Raw genomic sequence first — 20,847 nt, 5'->3', positions numbered from 1 at the left:
AACATGTCGAACTTAGTAATGAATGCTGACGCCCACGGTCACGATCATGACCATGATCACGATGAGCACCACGACAGTGGGCCAATGACCGTATTCGGTTTCTGGCTCTACCTGATGACCGACTGCGTGTTGTTCGCGTCGATCTTCGCAACCTACGCGGTGCTGGCGAATAACTTCGCCGGCGGCCCGTCGGGTCATGACATCTTCGAACTGCCGTATGTACTGGGCGAAACAGCGTTCCTGCTGTTGAGTAGTATCACCTACGGCTTCGCCATGCTGGCGTTGTTCAAAGGCAAGAAGAGCCAGGTTCTGGGTTGGTTGTTCATCACCTTCCTGTTCGGCCTGGGCTTCATCGTCATGGAGGTCAACGAGTTCCACAAGCTGATCTCCGAAGGCTTTGGTCCTCAGCGCAGCGGCTTCCTGTCGGGCTTCTTCACCCTGATCGGTACCCACGGTCTGCACGTGACCAGCGGTCTGATCTGGATGGCAGTCATGATGTATCAGGTCTGGAAAAACGGCCTGACTCCAACCAACACCACGCGTCTGAGCTGCCTGAGCCTGTTCTGGCACTTCCTGGACGTGGTCTGGATCTGTGTATTCACCGTTGTTTATCTGATGGGGACCTTGTAAATGGCGAACCATGACGCTCATCACGACGACGCCAGCCACGGCAGCGTCAAGTCGTACGTAATCGGCTTCGTACTGTCGATTATCCTGACCGCCATTCCTTTCGGCCTGGTGATGTACCCGTCGCTGTCGAAGGCCGCGACCCTGTGGATCGTGCTGATCTTCGCAGTGGTTCAGGTTGTGGTCCACCTGGTGTACTTCCTGCACCTGGACCGCTCGGCAGCTCAGCGTAACAACGTCACGGCGCTGGCTTTTGCCGCGCTGGTGATTGTCCTGCTGGTCGGTCTGTCGCTGTGGATCATGTTCAGCATCCACACCGAAATGATGGCGCACTGAGGAAAACCGCATGTCCCTGAAGCACTTTATCCAAATCACCAAACCGGGGATCATTTTCGGTAACGTGCTTTCGGTGGCGGGTGGCTTTTTTCTGGCTTCCAAAGGGCATATCGACTTTGTCGTGTTCCTGGCGGCAGTCATAGGCACTTCTCTGGTTGTGGCGTCCGGTTGTGTTTTCAACAACTGCATCGACCGCGACATCGACGTGAAGATGGAGCGCACGCGTAATCGTGTTCTGGTTCAGGGCCTGGTTTCAGTGAAACTGGCCCTGCTCTATGCCACGGTGCTTGGCCTTGGCGGCGTAGGTCTGCTGTACACATACGCAACGCCCCTGGCGGCGTTGTTTGCAGTGATCGGTTTTGTCATCTACGTGGGCTTGTACAGCCTGTGGCTGAAACGCAAATCCGTACACGGCACCCTCGTCGGCAGCTTGTCGGGGGCGATGCCTCCGGTGATCGGCTATGTCGCGGTGAGCAATCACTTCGACCTCGCGGCGCTGACCCTGCTGGTGATGTTCAGTCTGTGGCAGATGCCGCATTCCTACGCCATCGCGATCTTCCGCTTCAATGACTACCTGGCTGCCAAGATTCCGGTTCTTCCGGTTGAGCGCGGCATCCCGGTGGCCAAGCGTCATATCCTGATCTACATCCTGGCGTTCCTCATTGCCACACTGATGTTGACCTTCGGCGGCTATGCTGGCCTTAACTACCTGGCCGTTGCGGCAGGCATGGGCATGTACTGGTTGTACATGGCCTGGAAAGGCTACAAGGCTGTCGATGACACCGTCTGGGCGCGCAAGCTGTTCGTGTTTTCCATCTTCACCATCACTGCCCTGAGCGTGATGATGTCGGTGGACTTTCAGGTAACCAAAGAGTTGTTGCTGACGTACGCACCGTAACCTGAAGCAGAAATACCCAGGCCCCGTTCCTCGTTGAGGAGCGGGGCTTTTTTGTGGGTGTCGTTTTACGGGGTGATCGCTGAATCGGTGTATTCGAAATGAAAGCGTGCCAGCGGGACCTCCCGCTCATACGCCTGCATCACGCTCTTGAGTCTACCCGCCGAGGCCCGATCGGTGGCATAGAACGCCACGGTGTCACCTGCGGCCGCGATCTTCGGTGTGGTCATCTTCAGCTCGCCGACCTTGATCCAGTTGGCCGGTCGCTGCGGGAACCACTCTTCGTAGACCATCGCGTAGTGCACGCCCTTGCGAGTCATCAGCGCCTCGATCCAACCCGGACCCTGCTCCGTTTTACGCAGCTTCAACGCTTCCAGGCTGCCCAGGCCCCACAGATCGAGCACGTAATGGCGGTTGTTCAGTGCTACCAGGCCAAGGTCGTTGACCGCGACCGGGGCGTCCAGCCGGTGCGCGACCTGGGCCATCGGGTATTGCTGGTTGTAGATCGCCGCCGCCGCCAGAGGCGTAGCCAGGGTGGTGTAGACCAACTGGGCGAAGGCCACAGGCAGCAGGCCGAAGATCAGGGCGACGCCGCGCACCGATAGATGGCGCCGGCCCAAGTGGAGGAAGAACACCCCGAGAAAGCTCAGCCAATAGATCTCGTAGCGGCCGAACCAGCCGAACTTGCCGAACAGCAGGTGCAGGCCGGTGACTGTCAGCAGCAGTACGGCCAAAGGCTTGCGCCGTGAGAGCAGACCGCAGGTGACCAGCAGAATGAGGATCACCCAGCCGTATTTGTCGAACTGGCTGATCAGGTTACGCAGGATTGAGGCGACTCCGGTGGTGTCCGACTTGGCAATGACCGAGGAGGGCAGGTAACCCAGACCCAAATGCGCCAGAAACAACGAGAACGCTCCCACAAGCCCGATCAGCAGTGCGCTACAGCACAGCGAGCGCACATATTCACCGCGATAGAACAGGTACAGCAGCACTGGCAGTGAAACGGCCATGCCTTCGTAGCGCACCAGAGGCAGGAGTAGCAGCGCCGCATACAGGCCGAGGCTACTGACTTCGAGTTGTTCGTATTCCTTGCCCAGCACGCCACAGGCAATCACTACGACCAGATAGACCTGCAGGCAGTGTTCCATGCCATTGAAGATCAGGCCGTAGAAGTTGGTAGCCAGCAGCCAGCCGCCAAGGATAATCAGCCGATGGACGAAGCCCAGTTCCTGCAGGCGTTGGCTGAGCAACGAGAATGTCAGCCAGGAGAACAGCAGGTTAAGGATCAACGGCACCCAGAGCTGCACGTTGCCCAGTGGCGTGAAGGGCGCCAATAGCAAGGGCCACAGCACACTGGATGATGGCGCGGAGAACTCGTCCGGGTTAATTCCGTAATGGCCACTGAAGATCTGCCGGGCGAGGTCGATATGAATGTAGGGATCGTCCAGCGTATAGATCAGTTGGCCATGATTGATGACCAGTGCTGCCAACAACAGCAGGCCGAGCGGCAGAATGAACAGCAGTACGGTCAGCCGTCGGTCGATAACGGTGGCAACGAGGGAGGATGAACTGGGAATGCCTGCTTCCATGGCGTACTGACTCATCTACGATGAAGTAACAGTGAGTGCCGTCAGGGACGAGCACATGAGTCTTCACCTTAATAGAGCGATCTCTTTAGTCAAATTAATGACTTTAATGACGGTTTGTTAGAGTGACTTATTCGCCTCTGTCAATTAAATATCGTTCATCCTTTACCATTACTCCAGCCCGCATGGGCTACGGTGTCCAGACATCCGATTGAATGTCGAATGTAGATTTTTTTAGCTTTTGCATGGGATACAAACCATGACAAGAGATAGGTGCTTGCCTCATCATGTGTCGGGTTTGTAGGCAAATGGTAAGCAGATTCTGCCTTGGCCGGCCCCTTGGAAGGTTTTGATAACACTGAACTATGACTGAAGAACTCACTTCTATAAGAACGCGGGCCGATATACCGCCCCTGGTCTCGATCATTGCCCCTTGTTACAACGCCGAGAAATTTCTTGAGGGGGCGATTGCCAGCATCTTTGCGCAGAACTACGAAAACTTCGAAGTGATCATCGTCGATGATGGTTCCACCGATAACAGTTTCGCGATGCTCGAAGACCTGCAAAAACACTATGCCTTCCAGCTCTACCGCCAGGAAAACCAGGGTGTCAGCGCGACCCTCAATCATGGCCTGCGCTACGCCAAGGGCGCGTATGTCGCCACGCCTGACCTTGATGACCTGATGCTGCCGGATTCGGTGCGGGTACGTGCCGAATATCTGAATACTCATCCGGACGTTGGTTGCGTAGGCGCGCTGATCATCTACATGGACAGCGAAGGCAACACCACCAAGCATCAGAAACTCGACCAGATCAAGCATCTGCACTTCGACGAAATCCTCAGCGACGCGGTGGTGGTCGGTGCGCCGGTGTCGCTGTATCGCATGGATGCCCTTAAGGCCGCCGGGTTCTATGACCCGAATATCAAGGTCCAGGACTTCCAGATCACTCTGAAGATTGCCCATCAGGGCTATGGCATCGACGTGCTGCCGGTCAGTGTCACGCGCTATCGGCGCCACCCCAACAACCTTTCACGTAAATACAAGGTTCTGCTCGACGCCGACCTGCAGACCATCGCCCCATACAGCAGCCATCCGTCGTATCAGAGCGGACGCACGGCGATCCTCAACAAGGCGCTCAAGTACGCTGTGGTGGTGGACAAAAAGCATGCCTGGAGCCTGTTGCGTTCCATTCCCATGCGCCAGTTCAACATGACCACTTTCCGCCGCTTCAAGCGCTTTCTGCTGCACCGCCAGGAAGGCTGACGCCTGCGGCGACTGATACGGGCATCCCATGAAATTCCTCGAAATGCTGAAAAACCGTGCCACCCGCAAACGTCTGCGGCGCATGGACAAACTGGAGCGGGCACCGGAAAAGATCCGCCTGCAATACCCGCGCTACACCGTGGGCGTGGGCACGTATGGCATTCCGGAGGTGTTCGAATTCGGTGATGACACTGTGCTGCGTATCGGCTCCTACACCTCGATCGCCGCGGGTGTACGCATCCTGCTGGGCGGCGAGCACCGTACCGACTGGCTCACGACCTATCCGTTCCCGGCCATGATGAAAGGCCTGGAAGACATCAAGGACTACGCGCCGAGCAAGGGCGATGTGGTCATCGGCAGCGATTGCTGGATCTGCGCCGGGGCCATGATTCTCTCCGGCGTGACCATCGGCCATGGCTCGATTGTCGCGGCCGGCGCGGTAGTCACGCGGGACGTTGCGCCGTTCTCGGTGGTCGGCGGCAATCCCTGCAAGTTCATTCGCTTTCGCTTCGATGAACACATACGCCAGCAACTGCTCGACGCCGCCTGGTGGGATTGGCCCATGGACGAGGTCAAGTCTATCGCCCGCACTCTGAGCAGCAACGACCTGCCTGCGCTGCTGGAATATATCCAGGTGCGTCAGGGGGCCAGGGCGACTGCGGCGGTCTGACGTACATCACCTTGAGGCCTGACGCACCTCGTCGCGGGACCGGCTTTAGCCGGGAGAGCAATCTCGCGGCTAAAGCCGTCCCTCCAGGTAGCCCCCCTGCATAGCCTCGTTAAGATCATGTAGGCAAATCGACACAATTCATATATATGTTTCCGACGGAAAGATGGCCTAAGGACATCATGTTTCTTTAAGATGAAACGATAAAGGCGTATATTTTTGTGAACTAAAAGCAAGAATAGGTCGCTTCTCATGAATCTGAGATCCTTGAACATCGCTCCACGTGCATTAGTATGTTTCGGATTCTTTGCGTTACTGGTCATTGCTCAAGGGGTGTTCTCGCTGCTGCAATCGACCGAACTCAAGCAGGGCCAGGAACAGGTAGAAAACATTGTGCTGCCGTCCGTTTCGGCGATCGATGACATGCGCGCCGACCTGCTCACCATGCGCCTCTACAACAGCTCTTTGCGCCTCTCCAGGACGGCGGATGCCGAAAGCGTCGCCCGGCAGAAAATCAACCAGGCTCGGGCAGACCTGCAAAGCCACGCCAATGTCATGAAAGCGCTGATTATTTCTGACCAGGGCAAGGCGGTATTTGCCGATCTGCAGACGGCCATCACTGCTTATCTGGCTGTTCATAGCCGTTTTATCGACGCAGTCGGGCAGAAGAATGACGATCTGATCAGCAGCCTCAGCGCCCCCAATGGCGAGCAGACCCAGGCGGCTGACCGCTTGAACAAAGCCATTGCCCAGATTAGCGATATGACCGATGCCAAGGCCAAGGCGACGACCGAAGCCTCGACGGCCACTTTCAACCAGGCCCGCACCGTTACCATCATCGCCATCATTGCCTCGCTGATCGCCACTCTGCTGCTGGCGGCCATGTTTACCCGCAGTCTCACCGCGCCCATCGCCAAGGCCCTGGCCGTGGCCGAGGGGATCGCCGCCAACGACTTCAGCCGCCCGGTGGTGTCGGATGGCAAGGATGAGCCAGGGCGTCTGCTGACAGCCCTGAGCGTGATGCAGGAAAACCTGCGCACGACCATCTCCCACCTCGGCCATTCTTCTAATCAACTGGCTTCGACCTCCGAGGAAATGACCGCAGTTACCGAAGACTCTCTGCGCGGCATTCAACGTCAGAACGACGAAATCAATCAGGCCGCCACCGCCATTAATCAGATGAGCGCGGCCGTTGAAGAAGTGGCGCGCAATGCCGCCGAAGCCTCCACGGCTGCCAAGGAATCCAGCCAGTCGGCCGAAAAGGGCCGTTTGCGGGTGGCCGAGACGGTCACGGTGATCAACGAACTGCACCGCGCGGTCGGTGTGACGGCAACGGAAATCGACGGCCTGGCGGTACAGGTGCAAGGCATCAGCGGCGTGCTCGATGTGATTCGCGGCATTGCCGAACAGACCAACCTGTTGGCTCTGAACGCAGCCATCGAAGCGGCGCGTGCAGGCGAGGCCGGGCGCGGTTTTGCCGTGGTCGCCGATGAAGTGCGCGCACTGGCCCATCGCACCCAGCAGTCCACAGCGGAAATCGAGCAGATGATCACCTCGATCCAGGCTGGCACCGGCAAGGCCGTCAACGCCATGAGCAGCAGCAGCGAACGGGCCAAGGCCAGCCTGCAAGTCGCCGAGGCTGCCGGCCAGGCCCTGGTGGAAATCAACGCGGCCATCGTGCTGATCAACGAACGCAACCTGGGCATCGCCTCGGCCACTGAAGAGCAGGCCCAGGTCGCCCGTGAAGTGGATCGCAACCTGACCAGCATCCGTGATCTGTCGATGCAAAGCTCGGCAGCCGCCAACCAGACCTCCGCCGCCAGCAGCGAACTGTCGCAACTGGCGGTGGGGCTCAATCAGGTAGTGTTGAAGTTCAGGGTGTGATCCGGGGTTATTGCGTAGGAGCGGCTTTAGCCGCGAGGGCGTCCTCCCGGCTAAAGCCGGTCCTACGGTAGATTCGCAGATTCTGTGTTCTTTTCCCGACCTTTGAGTCGTCTGTGTGCAGCGATTTTTTTCGTTACAGGTTATCTTGCTTGCTTGCGACTACGCCGATGTCGGGTCGATCTGGCAGAATCGGTTCCTGGCCTGACTCAAGCAGGCGATGGCTAAATCAACGAGGGTGTTATGGGTCACGAAAGCATCAACTGGGACACTTTGGGTTTCGATTACATCAAGACGGACAAGCGTTACCTGTCGCACTGGCGTGATGGCGCCTGGCAGGAAGGCACCCTGACCGAAGACAACGTCCTGCACATCAGTGAAGGATCTACCGCGTTGCACTACGGCCAGCAATGCTTCGAGGGCCTCAAGGCCTACCGCTGCAAGGATGGTTCGATCAACCTGTTCCGTCCCGACCAGAACGCCCAGCGCATGCAGCGCAGCTGTTCACGCCTGTTGATGCCCCATGTGCCTACCGAGCAGTTCATCGAAGCCTGCAAGCAGGTGGTCAAGGCCAACGAACATTTCATCCCGCCATACGGTTCGGGGGGCGCGCTGTACCTGCGTCCGTTCGTGATTGGCGTGGGTGACAATATCGGCGTGCGCACTGCGCCCGAGTTCATCTTCTCGATCTTCTGCATCCCGGTCGGCGCCTACTTCAAGGGCGGCCTGAAGCCGAACAATTTCGTGATCTCCAGCTACGACCGCGCCGCGCCCAACGGCACGGGTGCCGCCAAGGTCGGTGGCAACTACGCGGCCAGCCTGATGCCAGGTTCCGAAGCCAAGAAAAACAGCTTCGCCGATTGCATCTACCTGGATCCGCAGACCCACTCGAAAATCGAGGAAGTCGGTTCGGCCAACTTCTTTGCGATCACGGCTGATGGCAAGTTCGTTACACCGAAGTCGCCATCCGTGCTGCCAGGCATCACTCGCCTGTCGCTGATCGAACTGGCACAAAGCCGCTTGGGTCTTGAAGTGGTCGAAGGCGATGTGTTCATCGACAAGATCGACGAATTCAAGGAAGCCGGTGCCTGCGGTACTGCTGCTGTGATCACCCCGATTGGCGGCATTTCCTACAAGGACAAGCTGCACGTCTTCTACAGCCAGACAGAAGTCGGCCCGGTCACTCAGCGCTTGTACAAAGAGCTGACCGGCGTGCAGTCCGGTGACGTGGAAGCGCCAGCGGGCTGGATCGTCAAGGTCTAAGTCCGGGATAGGCTAGAAACTGTGGGAGCGGATTCATCCGCGAAGAGGTCAGTACATTCGATAGATATCTATCGTTTGCAACACCGTCTTCGCGGATGAATCCGCTCCCACAATGTTTTCATCTGCAGATCAATTGCGATAATCGCTCCCCATCCGCTCCAGCTTGCGCAACAGCGCCGGCCATACGAATTCCCCGCCCTGACCTTCGGTCTGCACCTTCATGACGTGGGCCACGCCCTCGACAATCGCGTCATGCACATGAGTCAGCTCGCCACCGGCCTGAGCCGACAGCTGAATCTGACAGGTGCTCTCAAACAGATACATGGCCAGAAACGCCTCGGCAATCGAACGCCCGACCGTCAACAGACCGTGGTTGCGCAGCATCAGGAAATTCGCCGTGCCCAGATCGGCTTGCAGGCTGACGCGCTCTTCGTCGCGAATCGCCACGCCTTCGTAATCGTGATAACCCAAAGACGCCAGGACAAAGGTGGACTGCTGGGAAATCGGCAGCACGCCGCACTTCTGCGCGCTCACGGCAATCCCGGCGCGGGTGTGGGTGTGCAGCACGCACTGGGCATCTTCCCGGGCCGCGTGAATGGCGCTGTGAATGACGAAACCGGCGCGATTGACGTTGAACGGCGAGTCATTGAGCTTATTGCCTTGTTGATCGACCACAATCAGTGACGAGGCAGTGACCTCTTCGAAGAGCATGCCGTAGGGGTTGATCAGAAAGCGATGGTCATCACCGGGCAGGCGCGCGCTGATATGGGTGAAGATCAGATCGGTCCAGCCGTGCAGCGCAACCAGCCGATAACAGGCGGCCAGATCGCAACGGATTTTCCACTCTTCGGGGCTGACCTGGTCTTTGAGCGAGGGGATATTCATCAGGGGGGCCTTTTTATTGTTATAGAGAACGCGGTCTTGTGTGGGAGCGAATTCATTCGCGAAAGCGGTGTGTCAGTCGACTGTATTGTTGAAAGTACCGACGCCTTCGCGGATGAATCCGCTCCCACAGGTTCAAGTGTGTCGCACGTTTGAAGCCTAGCCTTTTGTATACCCCCACACTGCAAGGTATCTTGCATTTCCCGGTCAGAAGACAGCGTGAGCATGGATATCCAGCAACAGATGAACCGCCATCCCTGGTTCGCCGGATTGGGCGCCAATCTTCAGGCCGAGCTATTGGCCAATAGCCGCGTGCAACGCCTGGGCGTCGGCGAGTTCCTGTCGCGTCAGGGTGATGTATCGGGCTGTTTCTATGGCCTGGTCCAAGGCACGCTGAAAGTGTCGACTCTGCGCGAGGACGGGCGCGAGGCGATCCTGACCCTCTTCGAAGCCGGTAATTGGTTTGGCGAAACGTCGCTGCTCGATGGCCTGCCGCGTATCCACGACGTCAGTGCGATCACTGCGGCCGAGGTGTTGTGCGTCGATCCGCCGGTGTTTGACCGGTTGATGCTCGACGCCGGTTTTGCCCGCGCCGTGGCCTTGTTGCAGGCCATTCATACCCGGCTGGTCTACACCATGCTTGAAGACGCCATGCTGCGCTCGACCCGCGTACGCATTGCCCGGCGTCTAGAGCACCTGGCCAGGGGCGATGCGACCCTGGCGGCCAGCGAGCGTCAGATTCTCAACGTCACTCAGGACGAGCTGGCCATGATGCTTGGCATCACCCGCCAGACACTCGCGCTTGAGCTCAAGGCCATGGCCGCTGAAGGCGCGGTGGTGCTCAAGTACGGCAAGGTGGAAATCGCTTCGTTGAGTGCACTCAAGGCGATGGAGTCGTCTCGCTAGTATCGCCTGACGTCTTTTGCGGCCCCAACACGATCGCCAAATGACGCAGGTCTTCGACTTCCACGCTGACGCTCTTGCCCGATGGGCTCTGCACCAGTGTGCCCAAGGCATACAGGGTGAAGAACTTCACCTCGTCAGCATGGCTGAGCAGTTCGCCGAGGTAGCGGCTGGAACGGTAGGCCTGCATCTGCGCCGGTGACACATAGAGCGTCACCTGCTTGCCGTTCAGGCGGTCGAAGAACTTGAACTTGAAGCCCGCCCCATAACGCTCGACCAAGCCGCCGCCGTAGACGATCCGCCCGCTGTCGCCCACCTGCGCGTACTTGATATGGCGAAAGTACGAGCGCAGGGTCATCTCGCCCTGACCGGGTACCCGTAGCTTCAGCAGATTGAAATCTTGCGCCTCAAGCTGCGCCTTGGCCTGGCGGTAGGCATCCACCAGACGCTCGAGATTGCTGGTGCGGGTTTCACTGCGCACCGGCGTTGCGCTTGGCACTTTTTCTTCAGCTGCCCGTTCGGGGCCGGAGTTGGCTTCGACGATTGCTTGCCTGGCGGTGACTGTTTCCTTGTCCTTGGCAGGCGTGCGAATGGTCGGGTCGAACACGTCGATATAGTCATCAAGCTTGCGCCGGGCCTTGCGCAATCGCGCTTCGCCTTCGGTCTCGTTGGCAGGGGCGGGGGCTTGTTCTTCGGCATCGACATCGACCCACTCGCAAGTGGGATCGTGTTCATAGTGCGGGTTGGCGCGAAAATGCGCGGCGACGAAGGTCGGGTTGTCCTGGGGTTTGACGTCGTAGCGCACCCCGGTGATCTTCGCGCCCACTGCCCGGCAGGCTTCGCTGGAACAGAGAAACTCAAAGCGCTGGCGCGGCGGCTCCAGGGAAAAGTACTCGCGCCGCGCGGCGGTGATAGACAACTCTCGTTGCAGCTCGACGCAGAAGGCGCGGGTGATGGTTTTGCTGGTTTTCACAATGGGCTCCGTTCCCTGGCGGGTGTAGGAAGAACCTTATCACCGGCTAGAGAGTCAGTGCACGACGCGTATGAATGATCCGCAGCACCTGTAGGCGACCTTGGCGTACGCGGTAGGGAATAAGATAAGGCCGGTCGATCACCGTCCACTCCCGGGTGCCGACGATGCGGCCTTCACGGCCTTGCTCGGGCAAGCGCGCCAGTTGCTCGACCCGGTACTTGATGGCCGCAATGAACTCCGCCGCCGCCCGGGGATTGTCCCGGGCCAGGTAGGTGGCTTCTTCGTGGAGATTGTTCAGCGCGGTTTGCAGCCATTCAACGCGCATTGTCCAGCCACTTTTCCATGACCGCATTGACCTCGGCCTCACTGGCGAAGTCCCCGGCATCGGCTTCCTTGAGGGCCTTCTCGATCTGCGCCACCTGCCAGGCTTCCCTGGCCAGGTATTCGCGCAGCGCCTCTACGGCATGGAACGACTTGCTGCGGCCGGTGGCCTTGGCCAGGGCCGTCAGCAGCTCGGACAGATCATCCGGCAGGCGTAGAGAGAGCATTGTCATACCTCATCCTCCAGTGTAATCAGATGTAATACACCGTAGTACAAGGTCATACAATGTGCGACACGCCGGGGTTTATTCCCCCGGCACCGCCAGCCATTCACCGACCACTTTCTGGTAGGCGCCGTTGGCTTTGCTCAGGTGCAGCCATTGATCGACATAGCTTTTCCAGGCCATGTCGTCCCGTGGTAGCAGGTAAGCCTTTTCGCCGTACTGCATGTATTTGCTCGGATTTACCGCGCACAGGCCGGGCAGGCGCTTTTGCTGATAGAGCGCTTCGGAAGCGTCGGTGATCATCACGTCGGCCTTCTTGTCGAGCAACTGCTGAAAGATGGTCACGTTGTCATGCAGGGCCAATTGCGCCTTGGGTGCATAAGCGTGAACGAAAGCTTCGTTGGTGCCGCCCGCCGGCTCGACCAGACGCACTTCGGGGCGATTGATCTGATCCAGGGTCTGGTACTGCGCCTGTTCTTCACAGCGCACCAAGGGGATCTTGCCGTCGATATCCAGAATATTGCTGAAGAAGGCCTTCTTCTGCCGCTCCAGGCTCACCGAAATACCGCCCACGGCGATATCACACTTGCCCGCGAGGAAGTCCGGCATCAGGGTTTTCCAGCTAGTGGGCACCCACTGCACCTTCACGCCCAGGCTCTTGGCCAGGTTGCGTGCCATCTCGATATCGATGCCCTCGTATTCGCCGTCCGGGCGCAGGAACGAGTAGGGCTTGTAATCGCCCGTGGTGCACACGGCCAGTTGGCCCTGTTGCTGGACGCTGTCCAGATGGGAGGTGGACTCCTGAGCATGGGCGATGGTGCCACTAGCCAGTAAAGCGAGGGTAAGGGTCAAGCGCTGCATGGGTTTCAGCTCTCTCTTTTCCAGTTACGACGACTGATTTCGATACTGCCGTCCGTGGATTGGCGGTAGATGGTGTAGGGCAGGGATACGGTGTCCAGGACACCGGAGGCTGCGGCATCAATGAATAGGATCGGAAACGCGGAGCTACCAGACGCGGTGCTTCTGCTGTTGCTCGCAGGCTCGCCATAGAGCATGCAGAAGTCGAATATCACGCCGCTGTAGACTCGCGGCACGGCACCACAGGAGGAACCCTGATCCAGCAGAAAGTTACTGGTCTTTGCGTCTCCCATGTACACCGTGACGATGTTGCCGCAGCCACTCAGGGCGAGTGCCAGGGCCAATAAAACGATATGTTTCATAATCAGCGTCCTTGCGCGAAAGCAGGCAGCATAAGGCCTGCATCGGTGCGTGGCTAGCACACGGCCTGCACGAATTGTGGGAGCGGATTTATCCGCGAAAGGCCGTTACAGCCGATATGGCTGTGGTCTTGATGCCGCTTTCGCGAATGAATTCGCTCCCACATTCGCTCTCACGACTCTGCGCTGTAGATTTCAAACTTCCCAGTCCGCCTTGGCAATGTGCAACCCGTGCAGGCCTTTATAAGCCGCACGTTCAGGCTGCTGCCAACCCTGCAACAACGCGTCATCCAGTTGATAAATCTCTACCCCCAGCGGGCGGCAGACCGTCAGCGGATCCTGGGCATCCGGCCCCCACATCGGCAGTGACAGATCACCGCCGGGGCAGGTGGAGAGGGCGCAGAGCAGGTCGATTTCGGCGAAGAACTCCAGGTAGTCGCCCTGTTTGGCCGGGCAGGCTTTCATGAAGTACATGTCGTCATGATTCAGGCCGGTGCACTGGAAGATATTCAGCACGTCATGCACATCGAACTCGGTCAGGCCGTGGGGCAGTACGGCGCGGGTCAGGTTGGAGTGGCAGTGATGGTGGAAGTCTTCGCCGGTGAGCATGCGGTTCACGTACGGATCGCAGCGGGTGCCGAGCAGGTCATGCAGGCGCCCACCGTGCTCGTCGATGCCGTAGCTGGCCAGGCTGTCGTCGGTGATGGTAACCAGTGGGCGCAGGAACGGCAGGTTCGACCACAGGCGGTCATAGGTGCTGACATGGGCGCCCTGCAACTGCCGGGTACGGGCGGCCCACATGCGTTCGCGCGGGTCGTTGGCGTTCCACACGTTGAAGTCGCCGACCTGAGGGCCGACCGGCGTGGTCACACGAAACACATGGCCGGCCGGGACTTTCCAGGCCCGGCCGGTGCGGATCGGCACTTCGAACTGTTCGATCAGCGTGCGCAGGCCCTTGCCTTCGCGCACCCGGTCATAGAACGCTTGATCGACCTGCAGGGCGCTGCCCTTGCTGACCTGATAAGCGGCGGGATAGTCCTTGTACATAGTGAATCCTCGTTCAGGGTTTGGCGGCGCGGCTGAACACGTCCAACAGCTCGCGTTCGGAATCTTTGAGGTAGAGGCGCAGGGCCTCGTGGGCGTCCTGGCGACGGCCTTCGCCGAGCAGTTCATGGATTTGCCGGTCGCGTTCCAGCCAAGGTTTCTGGAAGTGCTCTTCGCTGCCGGCACTGGAAAATACCAAGCGCAACTGGGCGGCGACTTGGGTGAAAAACTCGTCGAACAACGGGCTGCACAACAGCCCGACGATATGTTGGTGAAAGCGCAGACTATGAGTGCCGAAGGCCTGCCAGTCCTCGCGCTCCTGAGCCAATTCGGCGGCTTCAATCGCATCGCCCATCAGCGCCAGGCGGGATTCGTGCAGCGCCTGACTGCCGGCCAGTGCAGGCAGTTCCAGGGTGCGCCGCACCTGAAAAATATCCCGCACATCCGCAACACCCATGCGCCGTACCATCACGCCCTTGTTGCGCACATAGCGCGCCAACCCTTCGCGGCCAAGATGATGCAGCGCCTCACGTACGGTATTGCGCGACGCGCTGTAGGACTTGACCAGCTCGCTCTCGACCAACGCCATGCCAGGCAATAGCCGCCCACCGATAATGTCGGCGCGCAACTCCATGGCCACGTGGTCGGCCAGGGACAGATCATTTTCCGGGGCAGGGGTCATAACGGGGGTTCCCACAGATTGTTCAACAACTCAGTGGGTAAACAATAGCGGGAAGCGTGCCAGTTTTAGTCGGGCAGCAGATACAGGCTTCAGTCACGCAAAACTGCTGAATCACAGGGGGGATGTGGGAGCGAATTTATTCGCGAAGAGGGCGGTACAGTCGATAACGCTTCATCGCTTGGAATATCGCTTTCGCGAATGAATTCGCTCCCACAGTGGTGCGTCTACACGTGCCAGGGTTGGGTGAGCGAGTTAAGAAAATCTGCGGCTGGTTCACAGGAATAAAGAATTGGCAGACCCAGTCATGGACCGGGCCTGATGAGCCGGCTTATAGCTGGCTCGCTGCCTGAATCCGCGCCATCTGCGTCACCTTGACCTGAATCACTTCAAGCAGGTGTACCACCGATAGCGAATGATCCCGCTGGCTGCCCTTGAGGTTGTCGGCGCTTTCATAGGCGGTGGCTTTGACACAGCGCAGCAGCTCATCGGTTTCATCGATCAGTTGGGCGAGGGTGGGGGTTTGGCTGTTGTTGCTCATGGTCTTGCTCCTAGATTGATGGAGCTGCCTCAGGCCTTCCTACGGGCTTTGGGTGGCAGCTGTGCACGGGGTAGGAATACCGGATCTAGGAAACCGGCCACGCCGAAGCGTGCCCGCACACAGCCGCCATAACGATCTGTATATACAGTCGAATTGGTTGAAGCGTACGTCCTAGAATCTGGGTTCCTACACCCAGGCCGCTGATTTGGCAGCGACGGGCGCAAGGGTAGCGAGGTAAGGGTGGGGTCGCAAGGGGTAGCAGTCAGGTGTCTCGGTTGGCGCTTTTGCATGCGTATGAAAAAGCCCGGCATTTCGCCGGGCTCTTGTAACAGCCTATGAAATCAGGCGGCCATGCCATGATTCATGGTCTTTTTATACTCAGCCTTCATCGCTTCCATTTGCAGGCCCAGTTCCTCGAGCTTGGCCTTGCCCAGCAGTTTGCGAGCCTGGGGAAACATCTCGGTTTCTTCTTCTTCGATATGGTGTTCCAGCAGCTCTTTGACGACCTTCACGCGGCCGGAAAACTCGGGCGTCGATGGGTCGGTTTGCTTGAGGTCGGGGAGCACCAGGGAGTCGACAGTGCGGTGCTCTTCCTTGGCTTCGTAATACATCACATCCTGCTCCTTGGCCCCGGCCGCCTTGAAGGCCGGATAGAGGATCTCTTCCTCGATCTGGGTGTGAATGGTGATTTCCATTTCCAGCTTGGCCAGCAGCTCAGTGCGCTTCTTGATCCCACGCTCTGTAGACTCGCTCAGCTGCGTCAGGATGGCTTTAACGCGTTCGTGGTCGGCTTCCAAAAGGTCGATGGCGTTCATTTTATAGTTCCTCTGGTTTCACGGTTTTCGAGCCAGACCTCAGGCTGATCCGGCTGGTGTGTAGAGGAAGTTGCAGAGGCTGTGCCAGTTTCTGGTCGTGAATTTATCTGAATAAAATCATTGGGTTGGATGAACGGTAGGGGATTTTATTCGTGCAGCTTGCATGAATGTTGTCGAATGAGGGTTGCAGGAAGCGCGAGACGCAACATGCCAATCAGGCAGCAAGCGAAGACTTCCTCACGGCTAAAGCCGGTCCTGCAATTGGCCGAAACCAGCCGAAGACAATACATTACTCGCTCAACATGCAATTCCCATTGTCTGGCGCAGTGCACGCGCTGATATCAGCGGACGTTCCAGCAAAGCAGCCTGAGCAACCACGCGTTTGATCAGCGCTGTATTGTCAGCAGGGCGGGTGCGTTGCTGATCGAACCACAGATTGTCTTCCAGACCCACGCGGACCCCATCAGCCGCCAGCAGGCCGAGGCCGTTGGCGGCCAGTTGAAAGCGCCCGAGCCCGGCCACGCCGACGATGCAGTCGTCAGGCAACGCCGCGAGGATCGCCGCCAGTTGCAGCAGATCAGCCTGGGCCCCGGCCATATTGCCCAGCAGCACGTTGACGTACAACGGCGCTTCGAGCAGCCCCTCCTTGAGCAGCACCCTGGCGAAATTGGCCATGCCCGTATCGAACACTTCCAGCTCCGGCTTGATGCGTCGGGCGCGCATACGCTCTGCCAGGCGGCGGATGGTATCCGGCGAATTGATACTGGCTGACTGGGCGAAATTCATGGAGCTGAGGGTGAGGCTGGCCATGTCCGGACGGGCGTCGCCGTCCAGGTCCAATACCCTTGAGCGGGCCGCGAAGCTGGCATCCTGGCGGCCGCTGGTGGTGACGCAGACGATCAGCTCGCGTCCGCCCGGCAAGGCGCGTATCGCCTCGATCAGTCGGCCATAGGGTTGTGGGTCGGCGGTCTGGATGCCATCGCCGTCACGGGCATGCAGATGCACCATCTGCACGCCAAGGGCGAGGGCCTGGGCGACGTCGGCGACGATCTCATCGTGGCTCAGCGGTACATGGGCGTTCATCGCCTTGGTCGGGATTACGCCGGTGCAGGCCAGATTGATGAAGAAAGGTTTACCGATTTGCATCTGGTGTCCCTTGTTGGCCTCGCGTACCGGGCTGTATGGCTTCGTTGTTATGGGGCCGTTCGGCCATGGCGGAGCAGCGCAGCCATTGGGCCTCAGCCGATTTCAGCGAGTCCAGTGCCAACACCCGGCTCATCGCGGGTCGAGGGTATTTATCACGCAGTGTACAAGTCTGTCCGCACTTTACCTCAAGAGGCCTGATCGCTCCTGGCGTTTTCGTTACTGCGGCAGCGCTTTGAGGATAGGCGCCAGGTACTGTTGCACGATCCACCAACCGCCGCCCAGGATGGGTATAAGACTGAGCAGGGCGTAGGAGGCGAGCTGCGCTTTGGTCACCATATGCTTGTCGACGTGAGTCATCTGGATTTTCAAGGTCACAAGATCAGACGAAATCGCTTTCACATCCGATTTCAGCTCCGAGATGTCACGGCGCATATATTCAAAGTGACTCTCCAGCTTCGCCACTCGTGTTTCCATTTCTGAACCTCTATGCCATCGTTGTGAGTCAAGTGTGGCCATAGATGTTAAAGGGCGTTCGCAGAGATTGATGTCAGACGATTCTCTTTTTTGTAGGCGCTTTCTCTGCGAGAACTCCGGCAGGAGCGAACGTGTTGACGAGGCGTGGCGCCTGACGCAGCACCTCGCCACTAAGCTGGCTCTTGCCTGTCGCCGCAGGTGTCAGAGCCCGGCCTGAACCAGCGTGCTGCCATCAATCTGCTCGATGGACGTCACGCCGGTCAGCGTCATCGCCACACGCATTTCCTTGGCGAAAATATCCAGCAGGTTCTCAACTCCGCGTTGCCCGTCCGCCGCCAGGGCATAGGCCATCGAGCGGCCGAGCAGCACGCCTTTGGCGCCGAGGGCGAGCATGCGCACGACGTCGAGGCCTGAGCGAATGCCGGAGTCCACCAGTACAGTCAGATCACTGCCCACCGCCTGAGCAATCGGTGGCAGCGCCTTGGCCGTGGACAGCACGCCGTCGAGCTGACGGCCGCCATGGTTGGAGACCACGATGCCATCGGCGCCGAAGCTCACCGCGTCCTTGGCGTCCTCGGGGTCGAGAATGCCTTTGATGATCATCGGGCCTTTCCAGAACTCGCGAATCCACTCCAGATCCTTCCAGCTGATGGACGGATCGAAGTTGGCGCCCAGCCAGCCCACGTAGTCTTCCAGGGTGGTGGGCTTGCCCAGGTATTTGGAAATATTGCCCAGGTCATGGGGCCGACCGAGCAGGCCGACATCCAGCGCCCATTGCGGCTTGGTCATGGCCTGCAGCATGCGCCGCTGCGCCCCGTAAGGCCCGGACATGCCCGAGTGAGCATCACGATAACGCGCGCCAGGCGTCGGCATATCCACCGTGAACATCAGGGTCGTGACCCCGGCCGCCTGGGCACGCTCCAGGGCGTTCTTCATGAACCCGCGATCCTTGAGCACATAGAGCTGAAACCAGATCGCCCGCGAGCATTGCGACGCCACTTCCTCGATGGAGCATACCGACACCGTCGACAGGCACAGCGGAATGCCCTTGTTTGCCGCCGCATTGGCCGCCTGCACTTCTCCGCGCCGCGCATACATGCCGGTCAGACCCACGGGGCTGAGGATTATCGGCATGGCCATTTGTTCGCCGAACAGCGTGGTGTTCAGGTTGAGGCTGTCGACATTCTTCAGGATGCGCTGGCGCAGGCTGATGCTGGACAGATCGGAAACGTTGGCCCGCAGGGTGTGCTCGGCATAGGCGCCGCCATCGATATAGTCGAACAGAAAGCGCGGCAGCTTGCGTTTGGCCACTGCGCGGTAGTCAGAGGCCGACGAGATGATCATGGCAGGTGTCCTTGGGTAGACGGATTTTTATGTGCATGCAGAGTAAAGAGGTATAGCGCATGGTAAAAACAACTTTTATAAATAGATTCCAGTCGGAAAGTGAATAGCGATGAACCTTCGCACATTACGCACCTTCGTCGAAGTGGTGCGCCAGGGCGGCTTCTCTCAAGCCGCCGAGGTCGTGTCTCTGACCCAATCCACGGTGAGCAAAGCGGTCAAGACCCTGGAAGACGAACTGGGCACGCCGCTGCTCAACCGCATGGGCCATAAAAGCGAACTCACTGCCGCCGGCGCCATTGTCTACCGCCGCGCCCTGGTACTGCTGGCCGAGCGTAGTGACCTGATCGCTGAAATCAACGACCTGCGCGGCCTCAAGGGCGGCGTTCTGCGCATCGGCCTGCCGCCGGTGGGCAGCGGCGCACTGTTCGCCGCGATGTTCGCCGAGTACCGCGCGCGCTACCCCGATATCGAAATCGAACTGATCGAATACGGCGCCAAGAAACTTCTCGAATGTCTGGAGTGCGGCGAACTGGACGTCGCCGCGTTGTTGAAGCAGAAGCCCTATAACGAGGCCTTCGACTATCAGGACGTGCGCATCGAGCCCCTGGTCGTGGTCATGCCCGAACACCATCCATTGAGCGCCCGCAAAAGCGTCGACTTCGCTGACCTGGCCGACGCGCCTTTCATCCTCTTCGAGGCCGGCTTTGCCCTGAACGCCGTGATCCAGGCCGCCTGCGATAAAAAGGGCGTCACCCCCAAAGTCACCGCCCGTAGCGGCCAGATCGACTTTATTGTTGATCTGGTCTCAGCAGGCTTGGGCGTGGCCTTTCTGCCGAGGATGCTGGCGCAGAAACATCAGCATGACGGGATTCGGTTGGTGGCGCTGGATGAGGTAGATACGGACTGGCATATAGCCCTGGCGTGGCGCAAGAACGCGCATTTGTCGCCGGCGGCGGGGGCCTGGTTGGAAGTAGCGCGGGGGAGGTAGGTGAAGGTTGAAATATGTACCTTTTTAGGTACACTTCTCCAATGAGCAATTTTCTACCAGTTCTCGGCGTTAGGTTTTCTGTACAGAAGCGGGCAACGAGCCGGTGCGTGAATGGTTAACCGATTTGCCTCGTGAGCAGCGACGTTTGGTTGGCATCGAGATCAAAACTGTACAAATGGGATGGCCTATCGGCATGCCGGTAGTACGAAAGCTTGATATCGGGCTTTGGGAGGTCCGTGTTGACCTCGGTGACACCATCGCAAGAGTTTTATTTACGGTCGTAGGCTCGAATATGATTCTGCTTCATGGCTTCATCAAGAAAAGCCAGAAAACCCCCATGTCCGACTTGGCTACCGCCAAACAACGCAAAGCAAGACTATGAGGTACGCCGCGTGAGCAAACATATCGGATCTGATTTTGACGATTTTCTGATCGAGCAGGGGCTCGCAGAAGAAGTCTCTGCTGCCGCGCTCAAACGCGTAATTTCATGGCAGCTTGCCGAAGCCATGAAGGCTCAGGGAATTACTAAAACAGCGTTGGCTTTGCTGATGCACACCAGTCGCACTGTAGTTGATCGAGTCCTCGATCAAAATGATGCAGGTATGACCTTGGCAACTCTCGCCAGCGCAGCCAAAGCGCTTGGTCAGCGGGTTGAGGTTCGCTTGATACCCGATGGGGAAAAGGCAAGTGCATAACTAGCGCGGCCGCACGTCAATCAGGGCGTGCAAAAAATGTACTGCGCTCGATACTGTCCTTGGACATGTTCAAACTGATCA

The 20,847-nt window shown here is 58.5% G+C and carries 25 protein-coding genes and 1 pseudogene; 12 read left to right on the top strand and 14 right to left on the bottom strand.

What is annotated here, in order from left to right:
- Positions 1–3: 3 nt before the first annotated feature.
- Genes cyoC through cyoE form a run of 3 tightly spaced genes read left to right on the top strand, consistent with a single transcriptional unit; the run spans position 4 to position 1,861 of the window.
- Positions 4–630 (top strand): cytochrome o ubiquinol oxidase subunit III, encoded by a 627-nt coding sequence (cyoC, locus tag M2401_RS21920; protein WP_259105933.1) that lies wholly within the window; start codon positions 4–6, stop codon positions 628–630.
- Complete coding sequence (gene cyoD, locus M2401_RS21915) at positions 631–963, top strand: cytochrome o ubiquinol oxidase subunit IV (RefSeq protein WP_259105932.1); 333 nt, start codon at positions 631–633, stop codon at positions 961–963. It begins immediately after the preceding gene.
- A 10-nt stretch (positions 964–973) separates the two neighbouring features.
- On the top strand, positions 974–1,861 hold the full coding sequence (gene cyoE, locus M2401_RS21910) for a heme o synthase (RefSeq protein ID WP_259105931.1): 888 nt from the start codon (positions 974–976) through the stop codon (positions 1,859–1,861).
- A 65-nt stretch (positions 1,862–1,926) separates the two neighbouring features.
- Here the strand turns inward: cyoE and M2401_RS21905 are convergent, their stop codons facing one another.
- Positions 1,927–3,447, bottom strand: a complete 1,521-nt coding sequence (locus M2401_RS21905; protein ID WP_259105930.1) for a hypothetical protein — start codon at positions 3,445–3,447, stop codon at positions 1,927–1,929.
- A 362-nt stretch (positions 3,448–3,809) separates the two neighbouring features.
- Between M2401_RS21905 and M2401_RS21900 the strand changes: the two genes are divergently transcribed.
- The 5 genes and pseudogenes from M2401_RS21900 (at position 3,810) to M2401_RS21885 (ending at position 8,520) form a co-directional block, all read left to right on the top strand.
- Positions 3,810–4,709, top strand: a complete 900-nt coding sequence (locus tag M2401_RS21900; protein WP_259105929.1) for a glycosyltransferase family 2 protein — start codon at positions 3,810–3,812, stop codon at positions 4,707–4,709.
- A gap of 28 nt (positions 4,710–4,737) precedes the next feature.
- Positions 4,738–5,379, top strand: a complete 642-nt coding sequence (locus M2401_RS21895) for a CatB-related O-acetyltransferase (RefSeq protein WP_259105928.1) — start codon at positions 4,738–4,740, stop codon at positions 5,377–5,379.
- A gap of 249 nt (positions 5,380–5,628) precedes the next feature.
- A pseudogene (locus M2401_RS34680) lies at positions 5,629–6,405 on the top strand (MCP four helix bundle domain-containing protein); the annotation flags it as partial.
- Positions 6,397–7,260 (top strand): methyl-accepting chemotaxis protein, encoded by an 864-nt coding sequence (locus M2401_RS34675; RefSeq protein ID WP_409033966.1) that lies wholly within the window; start codon positions 6,397–6,399, stop codon positions 7,258–7,260. The pseudogene M2401_RS34680 and the gene M2401_RS34675, both read left to right, overlap by 9 nt.
- 240 nt (positions 7,261–7,500) lie before the next feature.
- A complete protein-coding gene (locus tag M2401_RS21885; RefSeq protein WP_259105926.1) occupies positions 7,501–8,520 on the top strand; it encodes a branched-chain amino acid aminotransferase in 1,020 nt (339 codons plus the stop codon).
- Between the two features lie 129 nt (positions 8,521–8,649).
- Here the strand turns inward: M2401_RS21885 and M2401_RS21880 are convergent, their stop codons facing one another.
- Positions 8,650–9,405 (bottom strand): class II aldolase/adducin family protein, encoded by a 756-nt coding sequence (locus tag M2401_RS21880; protein WP_259105925.1) that lies wholly within the window; start codon positions 9,403–9,405, stop codon positions 8,650–8,652.
- Positions 9,406–9,627: 222 nt separating this feature from the next.
- On the opposite strand from M2401_RS21880, the gene M2401_RS21875 reads away from it, so the two are divergent.
- Positions 9,628–10,308: a Crp/Fnr family transcriptional regulator gene (locus M2401_RS21875; protein WP_259106010.1), complete on the top strand. Its 681-nt coding sequence runs from the start codon at positions 9,628–9,630 to the stop codon at positions 10,306–10,308.
- On the opposite strand, the gene M2401_RS21870 is transcribed toward M2401_RS21875, so the two are convergent.
- The 12 genes from M2401_RS21870 to lldD all read right to left on the bottom strand — a co-directional run bounded on the left by M2401_RS21870 (position 10,283) and on the right by lldD (position 19,083).
- Positions 10,283–11,278 (bottom strand): ATPase, encoded by a 996-nt coding sequence (locus M2401_RS21870; RefSeq protein WP_259105924.1) that lies wholly within the window; start codon positions 11,276–11,278, stop codon positions 10,283–10,285. The two genes, M2401_RS21875 and M2401_RS21870, sit on opposite strands and share 26 nt — an antisense overlap.
- 46 nt (positions 11,279–11,324) lie before the next feature.
- Entirely contained in the window at positions 11,325–11,603 is a 279-nt protein-coding gene (locus M2401_RS21865) for a type II toxin-antitoxin system RelE/ParE family toxin (protein WP_259105923.1), read from the bottom strand.
- Positions 11,593–11,832: a CopG family ribbon-helix-helix protein gene (locus M2401_RS21860; RefSeq protein ID WP_259105922.1), complete on the bottom strand. Its 240-nt coding sequence runs from the start codon at positions 11,830–11,832 to the stop codon at positions 11,593–11,595. The genes M2401_RS21865 and M2401_RS21860 overlap by 11 nt, the downstream gene beginning before the upstream one ends.
- A 72-nt stretch (positions 11,833–11,904) precedes the next feature.
- Positions 11,905–12,684 carry a transporter substrate-binding domain-containing protein gene (locus M2401_RS21855; RefSeq protein ID WP_259105921.1) on the bottom strand — a complete coding sequence of 260 codons (780 nt, stop codon included), beginning with the start codon at positions 12,682–12,684 and terminating at the stop codon, positions 11,905–11,907.
- A gap of 5 nt (positions 12,685–12,689) precedes the next feature.
- Complete coding sequence (locus tag M2401_RS21850) at positions 12,690–13,043, bottom strand: YceK/YidQ family lipoprotein (protein ID WP_259105920.1); 354 nt, start codon at positions 13,041–13,043, stop codon at positions 12,690–12,692.
- Positions 13,044–13,235: 192 nt separating this feature from the next.
- Positions 13,236–14,087 (bottom strand): DUF1989 domain-containing protein, encoded by an 852-nt coding sequence (locus M2401_RS21845; protein ID WP_259105919.1) that lies wholly within the window; start codon positions 14,085–14,087, stop codon positions 13,236–13,238.
- Positions 14,088–14,100: 13 nt separating this feature from the next.
- Positions 14,101–14,766 (bottom strand): GntR family transcriptional regulator, encoded by a 666-nt coding sequence (locus tag M2401_RS21840; protein WP_259105918.1) that lies wholly within the window; start codon positions 14,764–14,766, stop codon positions 14,101–14,103.
- A gap of 328 nt (positions 14,767–15,094) precedes the next feature.
- Positions 15,095–15,304: a DUF6124 family protein gene (locus M2401_RS21835; protein WP_259105917.1), complete on the bottom strand. Its 210-nt coding sequence runs from the start codon at positions 15,302–15,304 to the stop codon at positions 15,095–15,097.
- Positions 15,305–15,645: 341 nt separating this feature from the next.
- A complete protein-coding gene (locus M2401_RS21830) occupies positions 15,646–16,119 on the bottom strand; it encodes a hemerythrin domain-containing protein (protein WP_259105916.1) in 474 nt (157 codons plus the stop codon).
- Between the two features lie 297 nt (positions 16,120–16,416).
- Positions 16,417–17,265, bottom strand: a complete 849-nt coding sequence (locus M2401_RS21825) for a 3-keto-5-aminohexanoate cleavage protein (RefSeq protein ID WP_259105915.1) — start codon at positions 17,263–17,265, stop codon at positions 16,417–16,419.
- Between the two features lie 216 nt (positions 17,266–17,481).
- Positions 17,482–17,727 (bottom strand): hypothetical protein, encoded by a 246-nt coding sequence (locus M2401_RS21820; RefSeq protein WP_259105914.1) that lies wholly within the window; start codon positions 17,725–17,727, stop codon positions 17,482–17,484.
- 213 nt (positions 17,728–17,940) lie between these two features.
- Positions 17,941–19,083, bottom strand: coding sequence for an FMN-dependent L-lactate dehydrogenase LldD (gene lldD / locus M2401_RS21815; protein ID WP_259105913.1), 1,143 nt, complete (start codon positions 19,081–19,083; stop codon positions 17,941–17,943).
- A gap of 109 nt (positions 19,084–19,192) precedes the next feature.
- Here lldD and M2401_RS21810 point away from each other — a divergent pair, with 109 nt between their 5' ends.
- The 3 genes from M2401_RS21810 (at position 19,193) to M2401_RS21800 (ending at position 20,766) form a co-directional block, all read left to right on the top strand.
- Entirely contained in the window at positions 19,193–20,071 is an 879-nt protein-coding gene (locus M2401_RS21810) for a LysR family transcriptional regulator (RefSeq protein WP_259105912.1), read from the top strand.
- 103 nt (positions 20,072–20,174) lie between these two features.
- Positions 20,175–20,453, top strand: a complete 279-nt coding sequence (locus tag M2401_RS21805; RefSeq protein ID WP_259105911.1) for a type II toxin-antitoxin system RelE/ParE family toxin — start codon at positions 20,175–20,177, stop codon at positions 20,451–20,453.
- A gap of 10 nt (positions 20,454–20,463) precedes the next feature.
- Entirely contained in the window at positions 20,464–20,766 is a 303-nt protein-coding gene (locus M2401_RS21800) for a helix-turn-helix domain-containing protein (protein WP_259105910.1), read from the top strand.
- Positions 20,767–20,847: the final 81 nt, after the last annotated feature.

It is taken from the genome of Pseudomonas sp. JUb42 (assembly GCF_024807945.1).
Lineage (GTDB): Bacteria > Pseudomonadota > Gammaproteobacteria > Pseudomonadales > Pseudomonadaceae > Aquipseudomonas.
Note: the sequence above shows the minus strand (reverse complement) of the source record. Positions and strands in the feature narration are given on the sequence as shown.

Excerpts from the sequence above, each read along its gene's own strand:
- M2401_RS21880 (WP_259105925.1), bottom strand. The coding sequence starts at position 9,405 with ATGAATATCCCCTCGCTCAAAGACCAGGTCAGCCCCGAAGAGTGGAAA.
- lldD (WP_259105913.1), bottom strand. The coding sequence starts at position 19,083 with ATGATCATCTCGTCGGCCTCTGACTACCGCGCAGTGGCCAAACGCAAG.
- M2401_RS21845 (WP_259105919.1), bottom strand. The coding sequence starts at position 14,087 with ATGTACAAGGACTATCCCGCCGCTTATCAGGTCAGCAAGGGCAGCGCC.
- M2401_RS21895 (WP_259105928.1), top strand. The coding sequence starts at position 4,738 with ATGAAATTCCTCGAAATGCTGAAAAACCGTGCCACCCGCAAACGTCTG.
- M2401_RS21900 (WP_259105929.1), top strand. The coding sequence starts at position 3,810 with ATGACTGAAGAACTCACTTCTATAAGAACGCGGGCCGATATACCGCCC.
- cyoC (WP_259105933.1), top strand. The coding sequence starts at position 4 with ATGTCGAACTTAGTAATGAATGCTGACGCCCACGGTCACGATCATGAC.
- cyoD (WP_259105932.1), top strand. The coding sequence starts at position 631 with ATGGCGAACCATGACGCTCATCACGACGACGCCAGCCACGGCAGCGTC.
- M2401_RS21855 (WP_259105921.1), bottom strand. The coding sequence starts at position 12,684 with ATGCAGCGCTTGACCCTTACCCTCGCTTTACTGGCTAGTGGCACCATC.
- M2401_RS21885 (WP_259105926.1), top strand. The coding sequence starts at position 7,501 with ATGGGTCACGAAAGCATCAACTGGGACACTTTGGGTTTCGATTACATC.
- M2401_RS21835 (WP_259105917.1), bottom strand. The coding sequence starts at position 15,304 with ATGAGCAACAACAGCCAAACCCCCACCCTCGCCCAACTGATCGATGAA.
- M2401_RS21825 (WP_259105915.1), bottom strand. The coding sequence starts at position 17,265 with ATGCAAATCGGTAAACCTTTCTTCATCAATCTGGCCTGCACCGGCGTA.
- M2401_RS21905 (WP_259105930.1), bottom strand. The coding sequence starts at position 3,447 with ATGGAAGCAGGCATTCCCAGTTCATCCTCCCTCGTTGCCACCGTTATC.
- M2401_RS21840 (WP_259105918.1), bottom strand. The coding sequence starts at position 14,766 with ATGACCCCTGCCCCGGAAAATGATCTGTCCCTGGCCGACCACGTGGCC.
- M2401_RS21865 (WP_259105923.1), bottom strand. The coding sequence starts at position 11,603 with ATGCGCGTTGAATGGCTGCAAACCGCGCTGAACAATCTCCACGAAGAA.
- cyoE (WP_259105931.1), top strand. The coding sequence starts at position 974 with ATGTCCCTGAAGCACTTTATCCAAATCACCAAACCGGGGATCATTTTC.
- M2401_RS21810 (WP_259105912.1), top strand. The coding sequence starts at position 19,193 with ATGAACCTTCGCACATTACGCACCTTCGTCGAAGTGGTGCGCCAGGGC.
- M2401_RS34675 (WP_409033966.1), top strand. The coding sequence starts at position 6,397 with ATGCAGGAAAACCTGCGCACGACCATCTCCCACCTCGGCCATTCTTCT.
- M2401_RS21860 (WP_259105922.1), bottom strand. The coding sequence starts at position 11,832 with ATGACAATGCTCTCTCTACGCCTGCCGGATGATCTGTCCGAGCTGCTG.
- M2401_RS21830 (WP_259105916.1), bottom strand. The coding sequence starts at position 16,119 with ATGAACGCCATCGACCTTTTGGAAGCCGACCACGAACGCGTTAAAGCC.
- M2401_RS21875 (WP_259106010.1), top strand. The coding sequence starts at position 9,628 with ATGGATATCCAGCAACAGATGAACCGCCATCCCTGGTTCGCCGGATTG.
- M2401_RS21850 (WP_259105920.1), bottom strand. The coding sequence starts at position 13,043 with ATGAAACATATCGTTTTATTGGCCCTGGCACTCGCCCTGAGTGGCTGC.